16 protein-coding genes and 1 pseudogene are annotated in these 18,086 nt (G+C 71.9%); 12 read left to right on the top strand and 5 right to left on the bottom strand.

Translation table 11 applies throughout. The annotated features are described in order from the left end of the window. Positions 1 to 191 precede the first annotated feature (191 nt). Positions 192 to 1,715: a cell wall anchor protein gene (locus tag ACGFH9_RS16065; RefSeq protein WP_393219495.1), complete on the bottom strand. Its 1,524-nt coding sequence runs from the start codon at positions 1,713 to 1,715 to the stop codon at positions 192 to 194. A gap of 305 nt (positions 1,716 to 2,020) precedes the next feature. Between ACGFH9_RS16065 and rsmD the strand changes: the two genes are divergently transcribed. The 9 genes from rsmD to ACGFH9_RS16020 all read left to right on the top strand — a co-directional run bounded on the left by rsmD (position 2,021) and on the right by ACGFH9_RS16020 (position 9,951). Beyond that, the gene (gene rsmD, locus ACGFH9_RS16060; RefSeq protein WP_393219492.1) at positions 2,021 to 2,584 is read left to right on the top strand and encodes a 16S rRNA (guanine(966)-N(2))-methyltransferase RsmD; all 564 of its coding nucleotides are present in this window, start codon (positions 2,021 to 2,023) and stop codon (positions 2,582 to 2,584) included. Next, on the top strand, positions 2,581 to 3,063 hold the full coding sequence (coaD, locus tag ACGFH9_RS16055; protein ID WP_393219489.1) for a pantetheine-phosphate adenylyltransferase: 483 nt from the start codon (positions 2,581 to 2,583) through the stop codon (positions 3,061 to 3,063). The genes rsmD and coaD overlap by 4 nt, the downstream gene beginning before the upstream one ends. A 266-nt stretch (positions 3,064 to 3,329) precedes the next feature. Further along, complete coding sequence (locus tag ACGFH9_RS16050) at positions 3,330 to 3,827, top strand: hypothetical protein (protein WP_234590503.1); 498 nt, start codon at positions 3,330 to 3,332, stop codon at positions 3,825 to 3,827. Between the two features lie 110 nt (positions 3,828 to 3,937). Then, entirely contained in the window at positions 3,938 to 4,501 is a 564-nt protein-coding gene (locus ACGFH9_RS16045; protein ID WP_393219486.1) for a YceD family protein, read from the top strand. A 5-nt stretch (positions 4,502 to 4,506) separates the two neighbouring features. Beyond that, entirely contained in the window at positions 4,507 to 4,680 is a 174-nt protein-coding gene (gene rpmF / locus ACGFH9_RS16040) for a 50S ribosomal protein L32 (protein ID WP_030335284.1), read from the top strand. A gap of 114 nt (positions 4,681 to 4,794) precedes the next feature. Then, positions 4,795 to 5,781 (top strand): phosphate acyltransferase PlsX, encoded by a 987-nt coding sequence (locus ACGFH9_RS16035; RefSeq protein WP_393219483.1) that lies wholly within the window; start codon positions 4,795 to 4,797, stop codon positions 5,779 to 5,781. After that, the gene (rnc, locus tag ACGFH9_RS16030; RefSeq protein ID WP_393219480.1) at positions 5,778 to 6,659 is read left to right on the top strand and encodes a ribonuclease III; all 882 of its coding nucleotides are present in this window, start codon (positions 5,778 to 5,780) and stop codon (positions 6,657 to 6,659) included. The genes ACGFH9_RS16035 and rnc overlap by 4 nt, the downstream gene beginning before the upstream one ends. Next, the gene (mutM, locus tag ACGFH9_RS16025) at positions 6,652 to 7,509 is read left to right on the top strand and encodes a bifunctional DNA-formamidopyrimidine glycosylase/DNA-(apurinic or apyrimidinic site) lyase (protein WP_393219477.1); all 858 of its coding nucleotides are present in this window, start codon (positions 6,652 to 6,654) and stop codon (positions 7,507 to 7,509) included. The genes rnc and mutM overlap by 8 nt, the downstream gene beginning before the upstream one ends. 222 nt (positions 7,510 to 7,731) lie before the next feature. Continuing rightward, complete coding sequence (locus tag ACGFH9_RS16020) at positions 7,732 to 9,951, top strand: MMPL family transporter (protein WP_393219474.1); 2,220 nt, start codon at positions 7,732 to 7,734, stop codon at positions 9,949 to 9,951. Between the two features lie 90 nt (positions 9,952 to 10,041). Here the strand turns inward: ACGFH9_RS16020 and ACGFH9_RS16015 are convergent, their stop codons facing one another. Both ACGFH9_RS16015 and ACGFH9_RS16010 read right to left on the bottom strand, forming a co-directional pair. Beyond that, positions 10,042 to 10,884: an endo alpha-1,4 polygalactosaminidase gene (locus tag ACGFH9_RS16015; RefSeq protein WP_393219471.1), complete on the bottom strand. Its 843-nt coding sequence runs from the start codon at positions 10,882 to 10,884 to the stop codon at positions 10,042 to 10,044. Positions 10,885 to 10,994: 110 nt separating this feature from the next. Further along, a complete protein-coding gene (locus ACGFH9_RS16010; RefSeq protein WP_393219468.1) occupies positions 10,995 to 12,110 on the bottom strand; it encodes a CAP domain-containing protein in 1,116 nt (371 codons plus the stop codon). A 372-nt stretch (positions 12,111 to 12,482) separates the two neighbouring features. On the opposite strand from ACGFH9_RS16010, the gene ACGFH9_RS16005 reads away from it, so the two are divergent. The 3 genes from ACGFH9_RS16005 (at position 12,483) to ACGFH9_RS15995 (ending at position 17,285) form a co-directional block, all read left to right on the top strand. After that, a complete protein-coding gene (locus ACGFH9_RS16005; protein WP_030487463.1) occupies positions 12,483 to 12,677 on the top strand; it encodes a hypothetical protein in 195 nt (64 codons plus the stop codon). Positions 12,678 to 13,050: 373 nt separating this feature from the next. Continuing rightward, on the top strand, positions 13,051 to 16,665 hold the full coding sequence (gene smc / locus ACGFH9_RS16000; RefSeq protein ID WP_393219465.1) for a chromosome segregation protein SMC: 3,615 nt from the start codon (positions 13,051 to 13,053) through the stop codon (positions 16,663 to 16,665). After that, positions 16,665 to 17,285: an HAD family hydrolase gene (locus tag ACGFH9_RS15995; RefSeq protein ID WP_393219463.1), complete on the top strand. Its 621-nt coding sequence runs from the start codon at positions 16,665 to 16,667 to the stop codon at positions 17,283 to 17,285. Before smc ends, ACGFH9_RS15995 begins: the two co-directional genes overlap by 1 nt. A gap of 7 nt (positions 17,286 to 17,292) precedes the next feature. Here the strand turns inward: ACGFH9_RS15995 and ACGFH9_RS15990 are convergent. Then, a pseudogene (locus tag ACGFH9_RS15990) lies at positions 17,293 to 17,571 on the bottom strand (DUF664 domain-containing protein); the annotation flags it as partial. 13 nt (positions 17,572 to 17,584) lie between these two features. Beyond that, on the bottom strand, positions 17,585 to 18,079 hold the full coding sequence (locus ACGFH9_RS15985; RefSeq protein ID WP_355233016.1) for a universal stress protein: 495 nt from the start codon (positions 18,077 to 18,079) through the stop codon (positions 17,585 to 17,587). Between the last annotated feature and the right edge of the window lie 7 nt (positions 18,080 to 18,086).

Below are 18,086 nucleotides of genomic sequence, written 5' to 3'. Positions count from 1 at the left end.
ACCCAGCGCGGTGCGACACCTTCAATAACTCGGGTAGCGCCGATACGTCGGTGCAGTGGTGGGCTCGCTCCTGCTTTCGGCAGGGCGAACGCACTTGGTCGCTGGCCACAGTCGGCTGCTGTCACCGCACAACGACCGAGGGCGCGCCGACCGGGTGGTCGACGCGCCCTCGGGCTTCAGCGCAGGTCAGGTCAGGCGGTGAAGGTCACCCGACGCCGACGGGCGATGACGAAGAGCACCGCGCCCGCGATCAGCAGGGCGATCGCGCCGGCGGCGATGCCGCCCGCAGCCGCACCGGTGACCGGAAGGCCCGGCTCGTCCTCGCCGCCGCCACCGCTACCGCCGCAGTTGCCCTCCGGCGTGTAGATGGCTTCGAGCTCCAGGTCCATGTCCGGCAGGGCGACGATCGCCGTCTTGTCCTTGCCGGCCTTGAAGGTCACCGTCTCCGAGGCGCCGGCCGCGACCGTACGGGTCTCGGTCTTGTCGCCGTAGGTGAACGTGGTCTTCACCGGCAGGCCACCCTCGGGGTTGGTGACGGTGAGGGCGAACTCCTTGCAGTCGGCCTTCGTGGTGACGGCCGGCAGCGGGCAGTCCTCGGGACGCGCCCAGGAGTACGTGCCGTTCTCGATGACCTTGCCGTCGACCAGGACCTCGATCTTGCCGGCGTCGGCGGCGGGCACCACGATGCTGGTGTCGGCCTTGCCGGGGGCGACGGAGACCTTCTTGGTGAAGCCGTTCTCGCCCTTGACCTCGAACTCGACGGCGTACTTGCTGATCTTGCCGTCGTTGCTCAGCGACACGGCGACCGAACCGTCGCACTTGGACGCGAACGTCGAGGCCGGGGTGACGCAGCTCTTGCTGCCGCCGTTGTACCAACCCTGCGGGCCCTTGGACCGGTTGCCCGGAGCGCCTGGCGAGCCGAGCTTCTTGTTGTCGTAACGCTTGCCGCCGTCGACGATCTCGTCGATGACCTGGTCCTTGTCGCCCCAGATGAGGTCGACCTGGGTGTGGCAGTCCGGGATCTCGACGTTCAGCGTGATCTCGGTCTGCGTACCACCGATCCAGTCGCTGTCCGGCGTGCCGTAGACGTACTGCGGGGTGGCGAACTGCGGCCGGGGCGCGAAGTACGACACCAGCGTGAAGTACTGCTTGCCCTCGCCGCAGAGCGGCAGGTCACCGTCGAGCTTGACGGTGGCGGTGCCCTTCGGACCGTCGAACGTGTGGGTGTACTTGGCCTTGCTGGCGTCGATGCACTTCGGGGCCGGGGTGCAGGACCTGTCCGCGGCGAGGTTGATGTCACCGTTGGCGGTGTGATTCGCCGTGACCTTCCCCGCCTTGATCCACTCAGCGTAGACCTGGAGGTGGGCCTTGGTGGTGTTGCCGGGCACGCGCTGGGTGGCCAGCTTGTAGGAGGCCATCGGGATGATCAGCCCCTGCAGCGGCTTCGCCTCCTTCACCCCCTCGACCAGCGAGGTCACCGGGGTTGCCGGGTCGGTGGTCACCCTCTGGATGGTCGCGTCCTTGTTGGCTTCGCTGTTCAACACCTTCCACGTGATCACGCGCTCACCGGTGAGCCGGTCACACTCGGCGGTGGCGCTGATCTCGGTGTGGTGTGCGCTGGCTGGGGCGGCTACCGCGACGACCCCGGTGAGGCCGACGATGGCGGCTCCCAGGATGGCCAGCGGTCGCCGGAGCGACAGCTTGGGACGGATCACGGGTACTCCTGGAGTGCTGAAGCGTCAGGGGTGTGGCACGGGAGAGACAGTGGACGGTCGTGGCACGTCCGATCGGAGAGGCGCCCTCCCGAGCCGTGGGCCGACGGTTTGCCGCCGGCACCCGGCAGACCCTAGCGATATCGCCGCGCGTGATACAGCGCTCAGGATTAGCTAAGACTGATGTTATGAACTTGAGATCATAGATATACGAGAAGTGATCACATGCTCTGCGTGGCGGTACTGACCGTGTCGGCCGGTGGGTGCGACCTGTCGCGTAGCGTCGTGGTCATGAGCAGGAGGAGACGGTGACCCGGATCGTGGCCGGGACGCTCGGTGGCCGGCGGATCGCCGCGCCGCCCGGCGCCGGCACCCGACCTACCTCCGACCGGGTCCGCGAGGCGCTGTTCAGTGCGATCGAGGCCGAGGTCGACCTTGACGGCGCGCGCTTCGCCGACCTGTACGCCGGTTCCGGCGCGGTCGGGCTGGAGGCGCTGTCCCGGGGCGCCGCGCATGTCCTGCTTGTCGAGTCCGACGCGAGAGCGGCCCGCGTGATCCGGGAGAACGTGGCGACCCTGCGGGCCGGTCCCGCCGTCCGCCTGGTCACCGCCAGGGTGGCGACAGTGCTGGCCTCCGGGCCCGACGGTGGGCCGTACGACGTGGTCTTCGCCGATCCGCCCTACGCCGTGCCCGACGAGGAGATCACCGCGCTGCTGACGACGCTCGTCGATGGCGGCTGGTTGGCGCCCGACGCGCTGGTGGTGGTGGAGCGGTCCCGCCGGACCAGGGACTTCGAGTGGGTGCAGGGGATCACCCCCGAGCGCAGTCGCCGGTACGGCGAGACCACCCTTTGGTACGGTCGCCGATCATGAGACGTGCGGTCTGTCCCGGCTCGTTCGACCCGGTCACCAACGGGCACCTCGACATCATCGGCCGCGCCAGTCGGCTGTTCGACGAGGTGATCGTCGGCGTGCTGGTGAACCAGTCGAAGAGCGGCCTGTTCACCGTCGACGAGCGGATCGACATGCTCCGCGAGGTGACCGCCTCGTACGACAACGTGCGGGTCGAGTCGTTCCGGGGGTTGCTCGTCGACTTCTGCCGGGCCCAGCAGGCGAGCGTCCTGATCAAGGGTCTGCGGGCGGTCAGTGACTTCGACTACGAGTTGCAGATGGCCCAGATGAACATCGGGCTGGCCGGCGTCGAGACGCTCTTCATGCCGACGAACCCGCTCTACTCGTTCCTCTCCTCCAGCCTCGTCAAGGACGTGGCCAAGTGGGGCGGCGACATCTCGGCCCACGTCCCCGACCCGGTCCGCGAGGCCCTGCAAGCTCGCCTGGGTCCGCGCCGCTGACCCGCACCACTTCCGCGATCTTGCACTTTCGGTCGCCGCATTGCCCACTCTGCACCGTTTTGTCGCGACAGCAACTGCAAGATCGACGAGGCGGGGGTGAGGGCGGGGGCGGGGGTGGGGGGAGCCGGGAGTGACGGGTTCGCGACGCGCCGGGTTGGGGTGGTGGGGGATCGTGTGGGACGGGCACGACATGATGGGCGCAGCGGGGAACCGGCCGTAGCCCGCATCATGGAGGTCGGCCGACGAACGACAGGAGTGAGGTACCGGTGGACCCGCTCGATCGCATCGACGAACTGATCGCCATGGTGGAGCAGGCGCGCTCCGTCCCGATGTCGCGTAACAACTGCATGGTCGACCGGGGCGAGATGATCGCCGCTCTGGACGAGATGCGCGCGGACCTTCCCGCCGACCTGCGCCGCGCCGCCGCGCTCCTGGAGGAGCGCGACAAGATCATGGACGCCGGCAAGCGCGAGGCGGACCGGATCATCAGCGAGGGTGAGGCAGAACACGCCCGCCTCGTCTCGGTGAACGAGATCACCGTCTCGGCCGAGCACGAGGGTGCCCGGATCATCGCCGAGGCCCGTGCCGAGGCGCAGCGCCTGCGTGAGGAGGTCGACGACTACGTCGACACGGCGCTGGCCAACTTCGAGCAGTTCCTCACCCGGGCCCTCGCCTCGATCGAACGCGGCCGCGACAAGATGCACGCGCTGCGGGAGATCGGCACCTTCGGTGGGGATGAGGCGGAACGCCCGCTACCCTTCTGAGCGGCACCTCACCAGCCGACATTCGAGGTCGGGCGTCGCCCCCGGTTCGACGGTCCGGGGGTCGCCCAGGTAACCTTTTTTGTCGGCCTCTCACCGGCCGGAGTCTTACTATGCCCAAGCACTCGCCATCGACACTCGACCCCAGGTCGCCGCTGGTCCTCGACACGAGAGACCTGCCGCGCCGCCCTGGTGCGTTGCGTGAGGTCCAGCGGGTCGTGCCGGCACCGGTGGACCTCGGTGTGGAGTTGATCGGCGTGCCGGAGGGCGCGGACCTCGACCTCGATCTGAGGTTGCAGTCGGTGTCCGAGGGTGTGCTCGTCTCGGGGACCATCACCGGTCCCATCCGGGGCGAGTGCGGGCGTTGCCTGCGCGAGATCAACGAATCGATGGCCGTGACGATCCAGGAGCTGTACGCGTACGAGAACAGCACCACGGACATCACGACCGACGAGGACGAGGTGGGCCGGATGCAGGGCGATCTGATCGACCTGGAGCCGGCGCTGCGGGACGCGTTGGTGCTCACGCTGCCGACCAACCCGCTCTGCCGGGAGGACTGCCCAGGGTTGTGCCCCGAATGTGGGGCGCACTGGGACGATCTGCCGGCCGACCACAGTCACCAGCAGATCGACCCGCGTTGGGCGGGCCTGTCGCAACTGACCGTTACAGAGGAGTAAGAACCGTGGCCGTCCCGAAGCGCAAGATGTCGCGCAGCAACACCCGGTCCCGCCGGGCGAACTGGAAGGCGACCGTGGTCGCGACCGTCGCGTGCCCGCAGTGCAAGTCCCCGAAGCTGCCGCACGCCGCCTGCTCCGTCTGCGGCACCTACAACGGCCGCCAGGTTCTCGAGGTCTGACCTGGACGCCGAGTGACGCCCCCGACCCCAGGTCGGGCGGCGCGCGCACCCTGGCATTCGCCCGGTGCCCCGGCTCCCTCCGACACCGGCCGGCCCAACCCGGCCGGTGTTCCGGTGGAGCCGGGCGCCGCGCGGATCGCCGTTGACCTCCTCGGCGGGGACGACGCTCCCGCCGTCGTGGTTGACGGCGCTCTGCGGGCCATGCGCGCCGACCCCGATCTGCACCTGCTGCTCGTCGGTCCTGCCGAGGTCGCCGACGAGTTGATCGCTGCCCTCGTCCCGGCCGAACGCGCCCGGATCACGGTCCGCCCGGTCCGCGTCGTCGTCGGCATGGCCGACCATCCCAACGCGGCCCGGTCGGAGAGCACCGTCCGGGCCGCTGTCACCGCCGTCCGCGACGGCACCGCCGACGCCCTGGTCTCGGCCGGCGCCACCGGCGCCACGGTGACCGCCGCCGTGCTCGGCCTCGGGCGCTGGCCGGAGATCCGCCAGCCCGCACTGGTCGCCACCCTGCCCGCGGTCGCCGGTCCGGTGATCCTGCTCGACGTGGGCGGCTCGCTCGAACCCCGCCCCGCCACCCTCGCCCGGCACGCCGTGCTCGGCGCCGCGTACGCCGCGGTGGCCCACTCGATCGCCGCCCCCCGGGTCGGGCTGCTCTCGGTGGGCACCGAGGCCGGCAAGGGCGATCGGGTACGCCGGGCCACCGACCCTCTGCTCGCCGTCGAACCGCTGCCCGCCGGAGCGCGCTACGTCGGCCTTGTCGAGGGGTACGACGTGGCTGTCGGCGCGCGCGCCGACGTGGTGGTCACCGACGGCTTCACCGGTAACGTGCTGCTCAAGGCCATCGAGGGCGCGTACGCCATGGCCGGCGGCCCACCGGCCGAGGGCGGCGCGCCCCGCGCGGCGGCCCTGTTGGGCGTCGCGGGGACCGTCGTCGTCTGTCACGGCTCCGCCCGCGCCGGCGACGTCGCCTCCGGCATCGCTCTCGCCGCTCACCTGTGGCGGCGGCGCGCCACCGATCTGGTCTCCGCGTTGCTCGACGGCGACGCTGCGACGGACCGCACCGACCGCTCCACCGACACCGAGGTACGCACATCATGAGCAACGACAAGCGGCGGCGGGCGTCCGTCGCTCACCTGGAAGCCGCGTTCGGCGTCAGCCTGGAGCCGGACCTGCTGCAACGCGCGCTGACCCACCGCTCGTACGCGTACGAGAACGGCGGCCTGCCGACCAACGAGCGACTGGAGTTCCTGGGCGACTCGGTGCTCGGCGTCGTGATCACCACCGCCCTGTTCCACAACCACCCGGACCTGCCCGAGGGGCAGTTGGCGAAGCTCCGGGCGAGCGTGGTCAACATGCGGGCGCTCGCGGACGTGGCTCGTGGCCTCGGCCCGGAGGGTCTCGGCGCGTACCTGCTGCTGGGCAAGGGCGAGGAGAGCACCGGTGGCCGGGACAAGGCGAGCATCCTCGCCGACACCCTGGAGGCACTGCTCGGCGCGATCTACCTACAGTACGGGCTGGACACCGCCGGGGTCGTGATCCACCGGCTCTTCGACCCGCTGATGGCCGAGTCGGCCGGTCGGGGCGCTGCCCTGGACTGGAAGACCAGCCTCCAGGAGTTGACCGCCGCGCTCGGCCTCGGTGTGCCCGAGTACCGGATCGAGGGCACCGGCCCGGACCACCTCAAGACGTTCACGGCCTGGGTCGTGGTGGCCGGCAACAGGTACGGCGGCGCGGAGGGGCGTAGCAAGAAGGAGGCCGAGCAGCGCGCTGCCGAGGCTGCCTGGCGGATGCTCTCGGACGAGCACGAGCCCGCCGACCAGCAGGCGTCCGACGATCGGCGCGACGAGGGCGACCAGGGTGGGGCGGCCGGGCCGCTGGAGCGCGCCGAGCAGGCGGCCCGCAGCGAGGAAGCCGATCACCTGGCGCAGGTGATGCCGGCCGACGTGGCGCAGGAGCAGGGGTCCCGTCGTGCCTGAGTTGCCCGAGGTGGAGACCGTCCGGCAGGGGTTGGCCCAGTGGGTCACCGGCCGGCGGATCGCCTCGGTCGAGGTCCGTCACCCGCGTGCCGTCCGGCGGCACGTACCCGGTGGCGCGCACTTCTCCGACGTGCTCGCGGATCGGACGATCCTTGACGTGCGCAGGCGCGGCAAGTACCTGTGGCTCCCGCTGGACAGCGGCGACGCGGTGGTCGGACACCTCGGCATGTCTGGTCAGCTGCTGCTCCAGCCGCCCGGTACCCCCGACGAGACCCATCTGCGGGTCCGGTTCCGCTTCGCCGACGACGGGCCCGAGCTGCGCTTCGTCGACCAGCGCACGTTCGGCGGGCTCGCGGTCAGCGAGGGTGGCGCCGACCTGCCCGCCGAGATCGCACACATCGCGCGTGACCCGATGGACCCGGAGTTCTCGGACGAGGCCTTCGTCGCCGCGCTGCGACGCCGGCGGACCGAGGTGAAACGGGCACTGCTCGACCAGACGCTGATCTCCGGGGTGGGCAACATCTACGCCGACGAGGCGCTGTGGCGCGCACGGTTGCACGGCGCCCGCCCCACCGACGCCCTCACCGGCCCGGCCGCGCAGCGCCTGCTCGGCCACGCCCGCGACGTGCTCGCCGAGGCCATCAAGGAGGGCGGCACCAGCTTCGACGCCCTCTACGTCAACGTCAACGGCGAGAGCGGCTACTTCGACCGGGCGCTGAACGCGTACGGCCGCGAGGGCGAGCCGTGCCGGCGGTGCGGTACGCCGATCCGGCGCGAGTCCTTCATGAACCGTTCCTCGTACAGCTGCCCGCGTTGCCAGCCCCGGCCTCCGGGTGCCCTTCGGGGATGACCCGGAGCCGGCTCCGGGTCGGCGTCGGCGGGTCGCGGCCGGACGCTCCGGGCAGCACCCCGGCGTACGTCCGAATCGCGGGTTGATGCCCGGCCGACGGACCCGCCGCCCTCGGCGGACCGACTCCGGGGTGAACGGGGGCCGTTCCCCGATGTCACCACCTCGTCACGCTCCTAACGTCAGCACCGTCGACCGGGCGGTCGACGTGACAGGGGGGCACTGATGGGCAGCAGACCGGTGACGGTGCGGATGGCGCGGTGGAGTGCCGAGCATCCGTGGCGGGCGATCGCGTTGTGGGTCGTGTTCGTGGCGGTGTGCTTCGTCGGGGGCAGCGCCGCCGGCCTCAACGAGGCGACCAGCGGCGACCAGGCGATCGGCGAGGCCGGGCGGGCGAGCCTCATCGTGGACGGCGGGGCCTTCGACGACCCGGCCGTGGAGAACGTCCTCATCACCTCCCGGGGCGGCACCCTGGACCCGGCGGCGGCGAAGGCGGCCGCCGACGACGCGTCCGCCCGGCTGCGTACGGTCGCCGGGGTTGCCGAGATCGGCCCACCGGTCACCGCGCGGGACGGCTCGGCGCTGCTGCTGCCGATCACCATGTCCGGCGATCCGGATACCGCGTCGGACCGGGTGCAGCCGTTGCGCGACGCCACCGCGACCGTCCAGAGCGCGCACCCGCAGCTCCGCATCGAGCAGGTCGGTGGACCCTCGATCGGACAGGCGCTCGACGACACCCTCGGCAAGGACTTCGAGCGGGCCGAGTTGCTGAGCCTGCCGGTGACCCTGGCCATCCTGATCATCGCGTTCGGCGCGTTGATCGCGGCGAGCGTGCCGGTGCTGCTGGCGCTCTCGTCGGTCGCCGCCGTGATGGGCCTGTCCACACTGGCCTCGCATCTGGTGCCCGCCACCGACACCACGTCACCGGTGATCCTGCTGATCGGCATGGCGGTGGGTGTCGACTACTCGCTGTTCTACATCCGGCGCGAACGTGAGGAACGTGCCAAGGGCCGTTCCGGTCTGGACGCGGTGGAGATCGCGGCGGAGACCTCCGGGCACGCCGTGGTGGTCTCCGGGGTCGCCGTGATCATCGCGATGGCCGGGCTGTTCCTCGCCGGTGACGTCGTCTTCTCGTCCCTGGCCGTGGGCTCGATCCTGGTGGTCGCCGTCGCGGTGACCGGCTCGCTGACCGTGCTGCCCGCCCTGCTGGCCAGGCTGGGCCGCTGGGTCGACCGGCCCCGGGTGCCGCTGCTCTGGCGCCTCACCGCGCCGCGCACGGGACGGCACGGCGAGGCGCGCGCCCCCCGGCTCTGGCCGGCGGTGCTGCGGCCCGCGCTGCGTGCGCCGGTGGCGACGCTCGTCATTTCGGTCGGCCTGCTGCTCGCGTTGGCCGCGCCGGCGCTCGGCATGAAGCTGAAGTTCCCCGGCATGGAGGACCTGCCGCGCACCACCCCTGCCATGCAGGCGTACGACCGGCTCACCGCCGCCTTCCCGAGCACCGGCACCAACCACGTGGTGGCCGTCCGCGCGCCGGCCGAGCAGGCCGACCGGGTCGGCGCGGCCCTCACCGACCTGGCCGCCCGCGCCTCCGGCGATCCGCTGTTCGCCCCCACCGAGGAGGACGGCCCGAAGATCAAGGTGTCGGCCGACCGGCGGGTGTCGGTGCTGGACGTGCCCACCCCGTACGCCAGCCGCGACGACCGGTCGGTCCAGTCGCTGGAAAAGCTGCGCTCCGACCTGGTCCCGGCCGAACTGCGGGGCATTCCCGGGATCGGGTACGCGGTCGGCGGGAGCGTGGCCGACAGCGAGGACTACGCGGCGCACGTCCGCGACAAGCTGCCGCTGGTGATGGGCTTCGTGCTGGTGCTCACGTTCCTCGTCATGACGCTGACCTTCCGCTCGGTCGTGGTGGCGGCCAGCTCGATCGTGCTCAACCTGCTCTCCGCCGGTGCCGCGTACGGCCTGCTGGTGCTGGTCTTCCAGGGCGAGTGGGCGGAGGGGTTGCTGGGCTTCACGTCGATGGGAGCGATCGTCTCCTGGTTGCCGCTGTTCCTGTTCGTGGTGCTCTTCGGCCTCTCGATGGACTACCACGTGTTCGTGGTGAGTCGGATCCGCGAGGGGGTCCGGGCCGGCATGTCCAACCGTGACGCGGTGTCGTACGGCATCACCTCGTCGGCGGGGGTGGTGACCAGCGCGGCGATCGTGATGGTCGGAGTGTTCTCGATCTTCGCCACGTTGAGCACGATCGACATGAAACAGCTCGGCATCGGCCTGGCGGCGGCGATCCTGCTGGACGCCACGATCATCCGGGGAGTGGTGCTGCCGGCTCTCATGACCCTGCTCGGTGACGCGAACTGGTGGGCTCCGCGGTTCCTCCGCAAGCGCCCGGAGCCTGCTCCCACCGACCCGCCGACGCCCGCCCCGGAGCTGGTGCCCGTCTCCTGAACTACCGATCGTCCCCCGTGCCGGGCCGCGACTCGCGGCCCGGCACGGGCCGTCCGGTCGCGCAGCCTGTGCCGTAGCGGCACCGGGCGGTCACGGCAGGGGACAGGGCTCCCGCCAGGCGTCCAACGCCCGCTCCTTGCGGATCGACGCGAAGCCGTAGCCGACGGTCGTGACGCAGAAGTCGTCGGTCGTGCCGACGTACTCGACGTGGAAGACGGGCTTGCCGGCGTCCGCGAACGGCAACAGCTTGGCGCACTGGTCCAGCCGGACGCACTCCTCGTTGACGACGAAGTCGAAGTCCGGTGCCAGGGCCGCGAGTTGTGGCACGTCGTTGACCAGCCCGGGGGACAGGTCGAGCGAGCGGGCCAGGCGGGCCAGGCGACGGTTGAACAGCAGTTGGTCGTCGAAGCCGAGGGGGAAGCCGCTGCGGTGCGCGTACCCGTCGGCGTCGGCCAGCGCCACCGCGCCGAAGCCCTTGCCCCGGCACAGCCGGAACCGGTCGGTCAGCACCGGCTCCAGCGCGTCCCACCCCCGGACGTCCAGCCATCGGCTGCCGGGCTGTCGGCCCGGTGCGCCCTGCACGGCGGCCGGCAGTCGACTGGCGTCCGGGTCGGTCGGGCGCACCGAACCGACCGGCACCTGACAGACCAACCGTCGGTCACGGGCGCGCAGCTCGGCCGTCTGTGCAGCCGTGGTCGCCACGGGGTCGAGCAGGAACACGTCGGCGTCCACGGTCTCGTCGAGGGGACCGTCGACCTGCCACTGCCACTGCCAGTGGCGGGCCTGGGCAGCCGGCCACGCGGTGGGCGCGCCGGGCGGGATCAGCTCCCGGCGGCAGCCGTACACCGGTGCCACCAGGACGAGCGCGACGCCGGCCGACACGATCCGGCGCAGCGCGCGTGCGGCGCGACGTCGCCGCGGCCGGATCCGCATCGGCAGCTCCCGGGTCCCGGGCGGCCGGTCGCCGCCCCCACCGGTACGCCACCCTTACGCTCGGCGTACCCAATCGGTCCAACGAGCGCGGGGGCGCGGACGACGCGCGGTCAGCGCGGCGCCGCGAAGACCTGCGTCCAGTACGGCCCGTTGCTGCTGGCGATGCCGACGCCGATCTCGGTGAACGCGCAGTTCAGGATGTTGGCGCGGTGCCCCGAGCTGTTCATCCAGGCGTCCATCACGGCGGCCGGCGTCTTCTGGTTCCAGGCCACGTTCTCGCCGTAGGTACGCCAGGCGTAGCCGACCCGGTCCAGCCGGACGCCCGTGTCGCTGCCGTCGCTGCCGGTGTGCGACATCTTGCTGTGGTCGGCCTGGTCCTGGCTGTGCCGCTGCGCGGCGGTCATCAGCTTGTCGTCGATGCTCAGCGCCTTGCAGCCGGCCTTGGCCCGCTCGGCGTTGACCAGGTCCACCACCTCGCGCGCCTGGTCGCTGACGGTGCCGCTGGTGCCTCCGGCGCCGCTGGTGGTGCTCGGGGCGGTGCTGCGATCGGCGCCGCGGCGCGAGGTGGCGGTGGTCCGCGACGACGCCGGGGTGGGCTTGACGACCCTGCTCGGCGACGGGCTCGGCCGTGTCGGGCTGGGCGAGCTGGTCGGGGAGGGTGCGACCAGGGTGTCGCCCGTCGCGGGGTCGGAGGGGACCGCGGGCGCGGCGGCGACGGTCTCGTCGACGGCGCTCGGTGCGTCCTCCGTGCCGTTGCCGGGCATCGCGAGCGCGCCGACGCCGATGCTCACCACGAGGGTGGCTGCCGCGGCCGCGCCGCCGATCATGAGTGGGCGACGCCAGTTCCGGGGCGAGCGGTGCCGTCCGCTGCCGGTCCGCCCGTCGCCGGCCGTCGTGTTCCAGCCGTCGGTGGTGAGCGCGTCGGCCTCGGTACGCCAACCGTCGGCGACCTCCGCCAGCCCGTGGTCGTGGTGCCAGTCACCGGCCGGCTCGTCGGCCCGTTCGTGGCCGGGCCGGCCCATGGTCGGCGCATCCACGGGGGAGGTCTGCCAGTGGGCGGTGGGTTCGGCGCGGTGCCACTCGTCGCCGGGTTGGTCGGGGTCGTCACCGAACAGGTACGCCGAGCGGGGCTCCGGGCGGTCCCTCAACCAGTCCGGCTCGTCGGTCGGCCGCCCGGCGCGCCGGGGGGCGCCGTTCGGGTCCATCGGGTCGGTTGAGCCGTACACGCCTGTGCCTCCACGGGGTCGGTTGCGGGCCCGGGTGACGCTACGACTCGCCCGCGACCTGCGGCAACGTGGCTAAGGAAGAGTTAAGAGGAAGTCGGACGTCTAGGCGCTGACTTCCGGGGATACGGGCGTACAGTAAAGGGGTCCGGACAGAGAGTGTCCGTGCCTTGCGGCAGCCCCCCGACAAGTGGACAGGTCGACGTAGAGATGATCTACGGCCTGCGAGAACTTGACGAAGGAGGGGTTTGCGGCTCAATATATAGGTGTCGCCAGTCGCGCCCGGTCATGCCCAGATACACCTGGAATGACAGCCGCGTACTTAATGGGCGCGCGTTGGCCGGCCTTTCCGGCAGCGCATATCAAGGAGTCAGCATGGCGAAGGCCCTCTACGGCCACGTAGGTGCAGCGCCCGATCGGCGTCTGCTCGACGAGGTCACCCGACTGCGTTCCAGGGTTCAGGCACTGGAGTTCGAGATCACGCGTCTGCGTGCCGACAATGATCGGCTCGCGGCGGCTGCGGCGGAAGCGGACGACCTGCTTCGTCTCGCCGAGCCGGCGCTGACCTGATCTTCGGTTCGCAAAACTGAATCTCAGCACCACCGCAAAAATGCGCGCCGACACCTCCGTGCCGGCGCGCAACGCTGTCCGGCCCCTTTGGCGGCCGACCATTTGTGATCTTGTAAGCGGCCGCACGTTTTCCGCGCTCCGCAATTTCAACGGAACGTGCCTAAGCGCACTCCCATCGTGAGCGGTATTTGTCTTTCGGTGACCACCGCGACGACAGCACGGTCCGCTCCCGGGTCACGGGTGGCGCGAGTCGTCGAGACGGCTCGGGGCGGGTCGCGTGCCGGGTCGGTCCCGCCACCGGGTTAGTCTGCGGGTTCACCCAGGTCCCCGCAGCCGGCGACGGTACGGCGGCCACCGGACGAGGATCGAGAAGGTGTATCTCAAGAGCCTGACGGTGAAGGGCTTCAAGTCCTTCGCCTCCGCCACGACGTTGAAGCTGGAGCCCGGGATCACCTGTGTGGTGGGCCCGAACGGCTCCGGCAAGTCCAACGTCGTCGACGCCATCGCCTGGGTGCTCGGTGAGCAGGGCGCGAAGGCGCTGCGCGGCGGCAAGATGGAGGACGTCATCTTCGCCGGCACCGCCGGCCGCGCCCCGCTGGGCCGGGCCGAGGTCACCCTCACCATCGACAACACCGACGGCGCGCTGCCCATCGAGTACACCGAGGTCTCCATCACCCGCCGGATGTTCCGCTCCGGCGAGAGCGAGTACGAGATCAACGGCAACTCCTGTCGACTGCTCGACATCCAGGAACTGCTGTCCGACTCCGGCATCGGCCGGGAGATGCACATCATCGTCGGTCAGGGCCGTCTCGACGGCATGCTGCATGCCAAGCCGGAGGACCGCCGCTCGTTCATCGAGGAGGCGGCCGGCGTCCTCAAGCACCGCAAGCGCAAGGAAAAGGCGCTGCGCAAGCTCGACGCGATGCAGGTGAATCTCAACCGCCTGACCGACCTCACCGCAGAGCTGCGCCGCCAGCTCAAGCCGCTGGGCCGGCAGGCCGAGGTGGCCCGGCGCGCGGCCGCCATCCAGGCCAACCTGCGCGACGCGCGTCTGCGACTGCTCGCCGACGATCTGGCCACCCTGCGGACCACCCTGGATCGGGAGATCGCCGACGAGACCGCGCTGCGCGAGCGGCGCGAGCAGATCGAGGGCGAGCACGCCGAGGTGCAGGGCCGGCTCGGCGAGTTGGAGGCCGCCCTCGCCGAGGACGCGCCGCTGCTCGCCGCCGCGCAGGACACCTGGTACAAGCTGTCCGCCCTGCAGGAGCGCTTCCGCTCGATCGAGCAGTTGGCCCGGGAACGGCTGCGGCACCTCAGCGCCACCGGCGACGACGAGCGACCCGGCCGCGACCCCGACCAGTTGGAGGCCGAGGCCGAACGGGTCCGCGAGCAGGAGGAGGAACTGCGCGCGGCGCTCACCGACGACCAGATCCGGCTGGCCGAGGCCGTCGAGCACCGCCAGGAGCTGGAACGTCAGCTCGCCGCCGCCGAGCGGGAGCTGGTCGCCGCCGCCAAGGCCATCGCCGACCGGCGCGAGGGCATGGCCCGGCTCACCGGTCAGGTCAACTCGGCCCGGGCCCGGACGACAAGCGCCGGCGAGGAGATCGAACGGCTCGCGGTCGCGCACGCCGACGCGCTGGGCCGCGCCGAGCAGGCGCAGGCCGACCTCGACGCGGTGGCCGCCCAGTCCACCGAGGCGGACCGCGACAACGCCGACCTCGACGCCCGGCACGCCGAGGCGCTCGCCGTCCAGGAGCGGGCGCAGGCGGCCGTACGGTCGCTGGCCGACGCCGAGCGGGCCGCCGAGAAGGACGCCGCCACCTGGAAGGCCCGCGAGGAGGCCCTGGCACTCGGCCTGCGGCGCAAGGACGGCGCCGGTGCGCTGCTGGCCCGCGCCGGGGACGTACCCGGCCTGCTCGGCAGTCTCGCCGGGCTGCTCACCGTGGCGCCCGGAAACGAGGCCGCGCTGGCCGCCGCGCTCGGCGGCCTCGCCGACGCGGTCGCCGTCACCGGCATCGACGAGGCCGTCGAGGCGATGCGGCTGCTGAAGATCTCCGACGCCGGTCGGGCCGGTCTGCTGGTCGGCAGTCCCGCCGGGCCCGGGATGACCGGGTCGGCCGACGCGTTGCGCCCGAAGCTGCCGGACGGCGCCCGCTGGGCCCCCGACCTGGTGGAGTGCACGCCCGACATCCGTCCGGCGGTGCACCGCGCGCTGCGCGACGTGGCGCTCGTCGACGATCTCGCCGCAGCGGCCGAGCTGGTCGCCGGCAACCCCGAGCTGCGGGCCGTCACCCCCGACGGTGACGTGGTCGGGGCGTACGCGGCGGCCGGCGGATCGGCCAAGGCACCCAGCTACATCGAGGTGCAGGCGGCCGTCGAGGAGGCCCGTACCAACCGGCTCGCCGCCGAGCGGACCGGCGCGGAGCTGCGCGACCAACTCGTCGAGGGGCGCGCCGAGGTGACGGCCGCGAAGGAAGCCGTGCAGCACGCCGCCGCCGAGAAGCGCGAGGCGGAGAGCCACCGCAACGCCGCCGCCCGCCGGCTCGCCGAGCTGGGCGCGGCCGCCCGTTCCGCCAAGGCGGAGACCGACCGGCTCGGCGAGTCCCACGCCCGCGCCGAGGCCGCCCGGCAACGGGACCTCGCCACGCTCGACGAGCTCCAGGAGCGGCTGCGGCTGGCCGAGGAGACCCCGGTCGACGCCGAGCCCTCCACCGAGGAGCGGGACCAGCTCGCCGCGATGGTGCCGCAGGCTCGACAGAACGAGATGGAGGTCCGGCTCGCCGTGCGTACCGCCGAGGAGCGTGTCTCCTCGATCGCCGGCCGGGCCGACTCCCTCGCCCGCCAGGCCACCGCGGAGCGGGCCGCCCGGGAGCGTGCCGCGGCCCGGCGGGCCGCGCGCACCCGGGGTGCGGGCATCGCCCGGGCCGTCGCGGGCGGGGCCCGCGCGGCCCTCACCCGCCTCACCACGTCGATCGCGGCGGCCGAGCAGCACCGCGACGCCGTCGCGCGCGAACGCGCCGCCCGCGAGGCGGAGCTTCAGGAGGTACGCGGAGCGGCCAAGCGCCTCGGCGCGGAGCTGGAGCGGCTGACCAGCCAGGTGCACCGCGACGAGGTGGCCCGCGCCGAGCAGCGGCTGCGCATCGAGCAGTTGGAGGCGAAGGCCGCCGAGGACTTCGGGCTGGACGTGGAGACCCTGGTCGCCGAGTACGGCCCCACCCAGCCCGTCCCGCCGACGCAGGCGGACGTGGCGGCGGCGGAGCGCGATGGCCTGCCGGTGCCCGAGCCGGTCCGCTACGAGCGGCCGGTGCAGGAGAAGCGCGCCGCCAAGGCGGAACGGGAGCTGGCGCTGCTCGGCAAGGTCAACCCGCTCGCGTTGGAGGAGTTCGCCGCGCTGGAGGAGCGCTTCAAGTTCCTCTCCGAGCAGTTGGAGGACCTCAAGGCCACCCGTCGGGACCTGCTCACCGTCGTGAAGGACGTGGACGAGCGGATCCTGGAGGTCTTCGCCAGCGCCTTCGAGGACACCGCGCGCGAGTTCCAGCAGGTGTTCACGGTGCTCTTCCCCGGCGGCGAGGGCCGGCTCATCCTCACCGACCCCGAGGATCTGCTCACCACCGGCGTCGAGGTCGAGGCCCGCCCGCCGGGCAAGAAGATCAAGCGACTGTCGCTGCTCTCCGGTGGTGAGCGGTCGCTGACCGCGGTGGCCATGCTGGTGGCGATCTTCCGCGCCCGACCCAGCCCGTTCTACATCATGGACGAGGTGGAGGCGGCCCTGGACGACGTGAACCTGGGCCGCTTGATCACGCTGCTGGCACAGTTGCGGGAAAAGAGTCAGCTGATCGTCATCACGCACCAGAAGCGGACGATGGAGATCGCCGACGCCCTCTACGGGGTGACCATGCGCAGCGGGGTCACCCAAGTGATCAGTCAACGGCTCAACCGGGCCGACGAGGATGACCAGCGGCCCGGCCGCGGCGAGGAGAACGGGTAGTGGCTCGGGAACGCGCGAAGGCGCTCCTGCTGGACTTCGACGGCGTCCTGCGCCGCTGGGATCCGGCGGTGGCCGCCGGTGTCGAGCGGGAGTACGGCCTCTCCGAGGGGGTGCTCGGCGAGATCGCGATGCAGTGGAGCCGGCTCCAGCCGGTGCTCACCGGCCAGGTCAACCACGCCGAGTGGGTGTCGAGCGTGGCGGACGCCCTGACCGAGTCGGTCGGCAGCCCGCAGCGCGCCCGCGACGCCGTCGAGCAGTGGCAGCGCTACCGCGGTGAGGTGGACACCGAGGTGCTCGGTTTCGTCCGCGAGGTGCGTGCGGCCGGGATCAGGGTCGGCCTGGGCACCAACGCCACCGACCTGCTCGACGCCGACCTGACCGCGCTCGGCCTGGTCGGCGAGCTGGACGTGGTGGTCAACTCCTCGGTGGTCGGTGTGCACAAGCCGGCCCCGGAGTACTTCCAAGCCGCCTGCCAGGCGCTTGCCACCCCACCCGCCCGAGTGCTCTTCGTCGACGACGAGGACTGGGCGGTACGGGGCGCCCGCGCCGCCGGGCTGTCGGCGCATCGCTGGGGCGGTCACGCCGACCTGCGCTACCTGCGGGCGGCCCTGGACTACTGAACGGCGCTCACTCGCCGGTGACGCCGTCGATGCGTTCCCGGATCAGGTCGGCGTGGCCGTTGTGCCGGGCGTACTCCTCGATCATGTGAACGTCGTGGTCGGCGTCCGGGGTCTCGGGCGTGAAGTACGGGTAGTCGACCCGCTCGCCGGCGCAGCTCTCCCGGAACCACCAGGCCTCCACCTCGGCGAGGTGCCGGACCAGGCCGAGCAGGGTCAGCCCGGAAGGCTCCACGCTGGGCGTGCGCAACTGTTCCTCGGTGAGGCCGGCGCACTTGAGCAGCAACGTCGCGACGGGTTATTCAGGGCACCACGACGACGGGCCAGTGCCCCTTGCGGACGAGCCGGGTGGCGACCGAGCCGACCAGCCGGTGACCGGCCTGCTCGGACGCACCCACCACGACCATGTCGGCCCGGAACTCGTCGGCGGCCGCGGACAGCTCGGCGTACGCGTCACCGCGCCGGCACAGCAGCGTCACCGGGATGCCCAACTGCTCGGCCCCGCGCCGGCACTCCCGGCGCAGCTCGTCGGCCAACTCGTCGTGGGTGCGCTGGATCGCGCCGGCGTCCATGCCGGGCACCAGGGCGGTGAGACCGCTCGTCGAGCTGACGAAGACCACCACCAGGGCGGCGCCCTGCCGTCGGGCCAGCCCGGCGGCGTAGGCGCCGGCCCGCCCGGAGGTACGTGTGCCGTCGACGCCGACCATGATCACCCGAGGGCCGTCGGTGCCGCGCTCGAAGGGCAGCGAGCTGACCTGTGGCCCGTACTCCTCGCGATCCGGTGCTCCCACACTCATGGCTCTA

The sequence above is a fragment of the Micromonospora sp. NPDC049102 genome (assembly GCF_043197485.1).
GTDB lineage: Bacteria > Actinomycetota > Actinomycetes > Mycobacteriales > Micromonosporaceae > Micromonospora.
The sequence above is the reverse complement of the archived record's forward strand: the minus strand, read 5'-3'. Positions and strand labels throughout refer to the sequence as shown.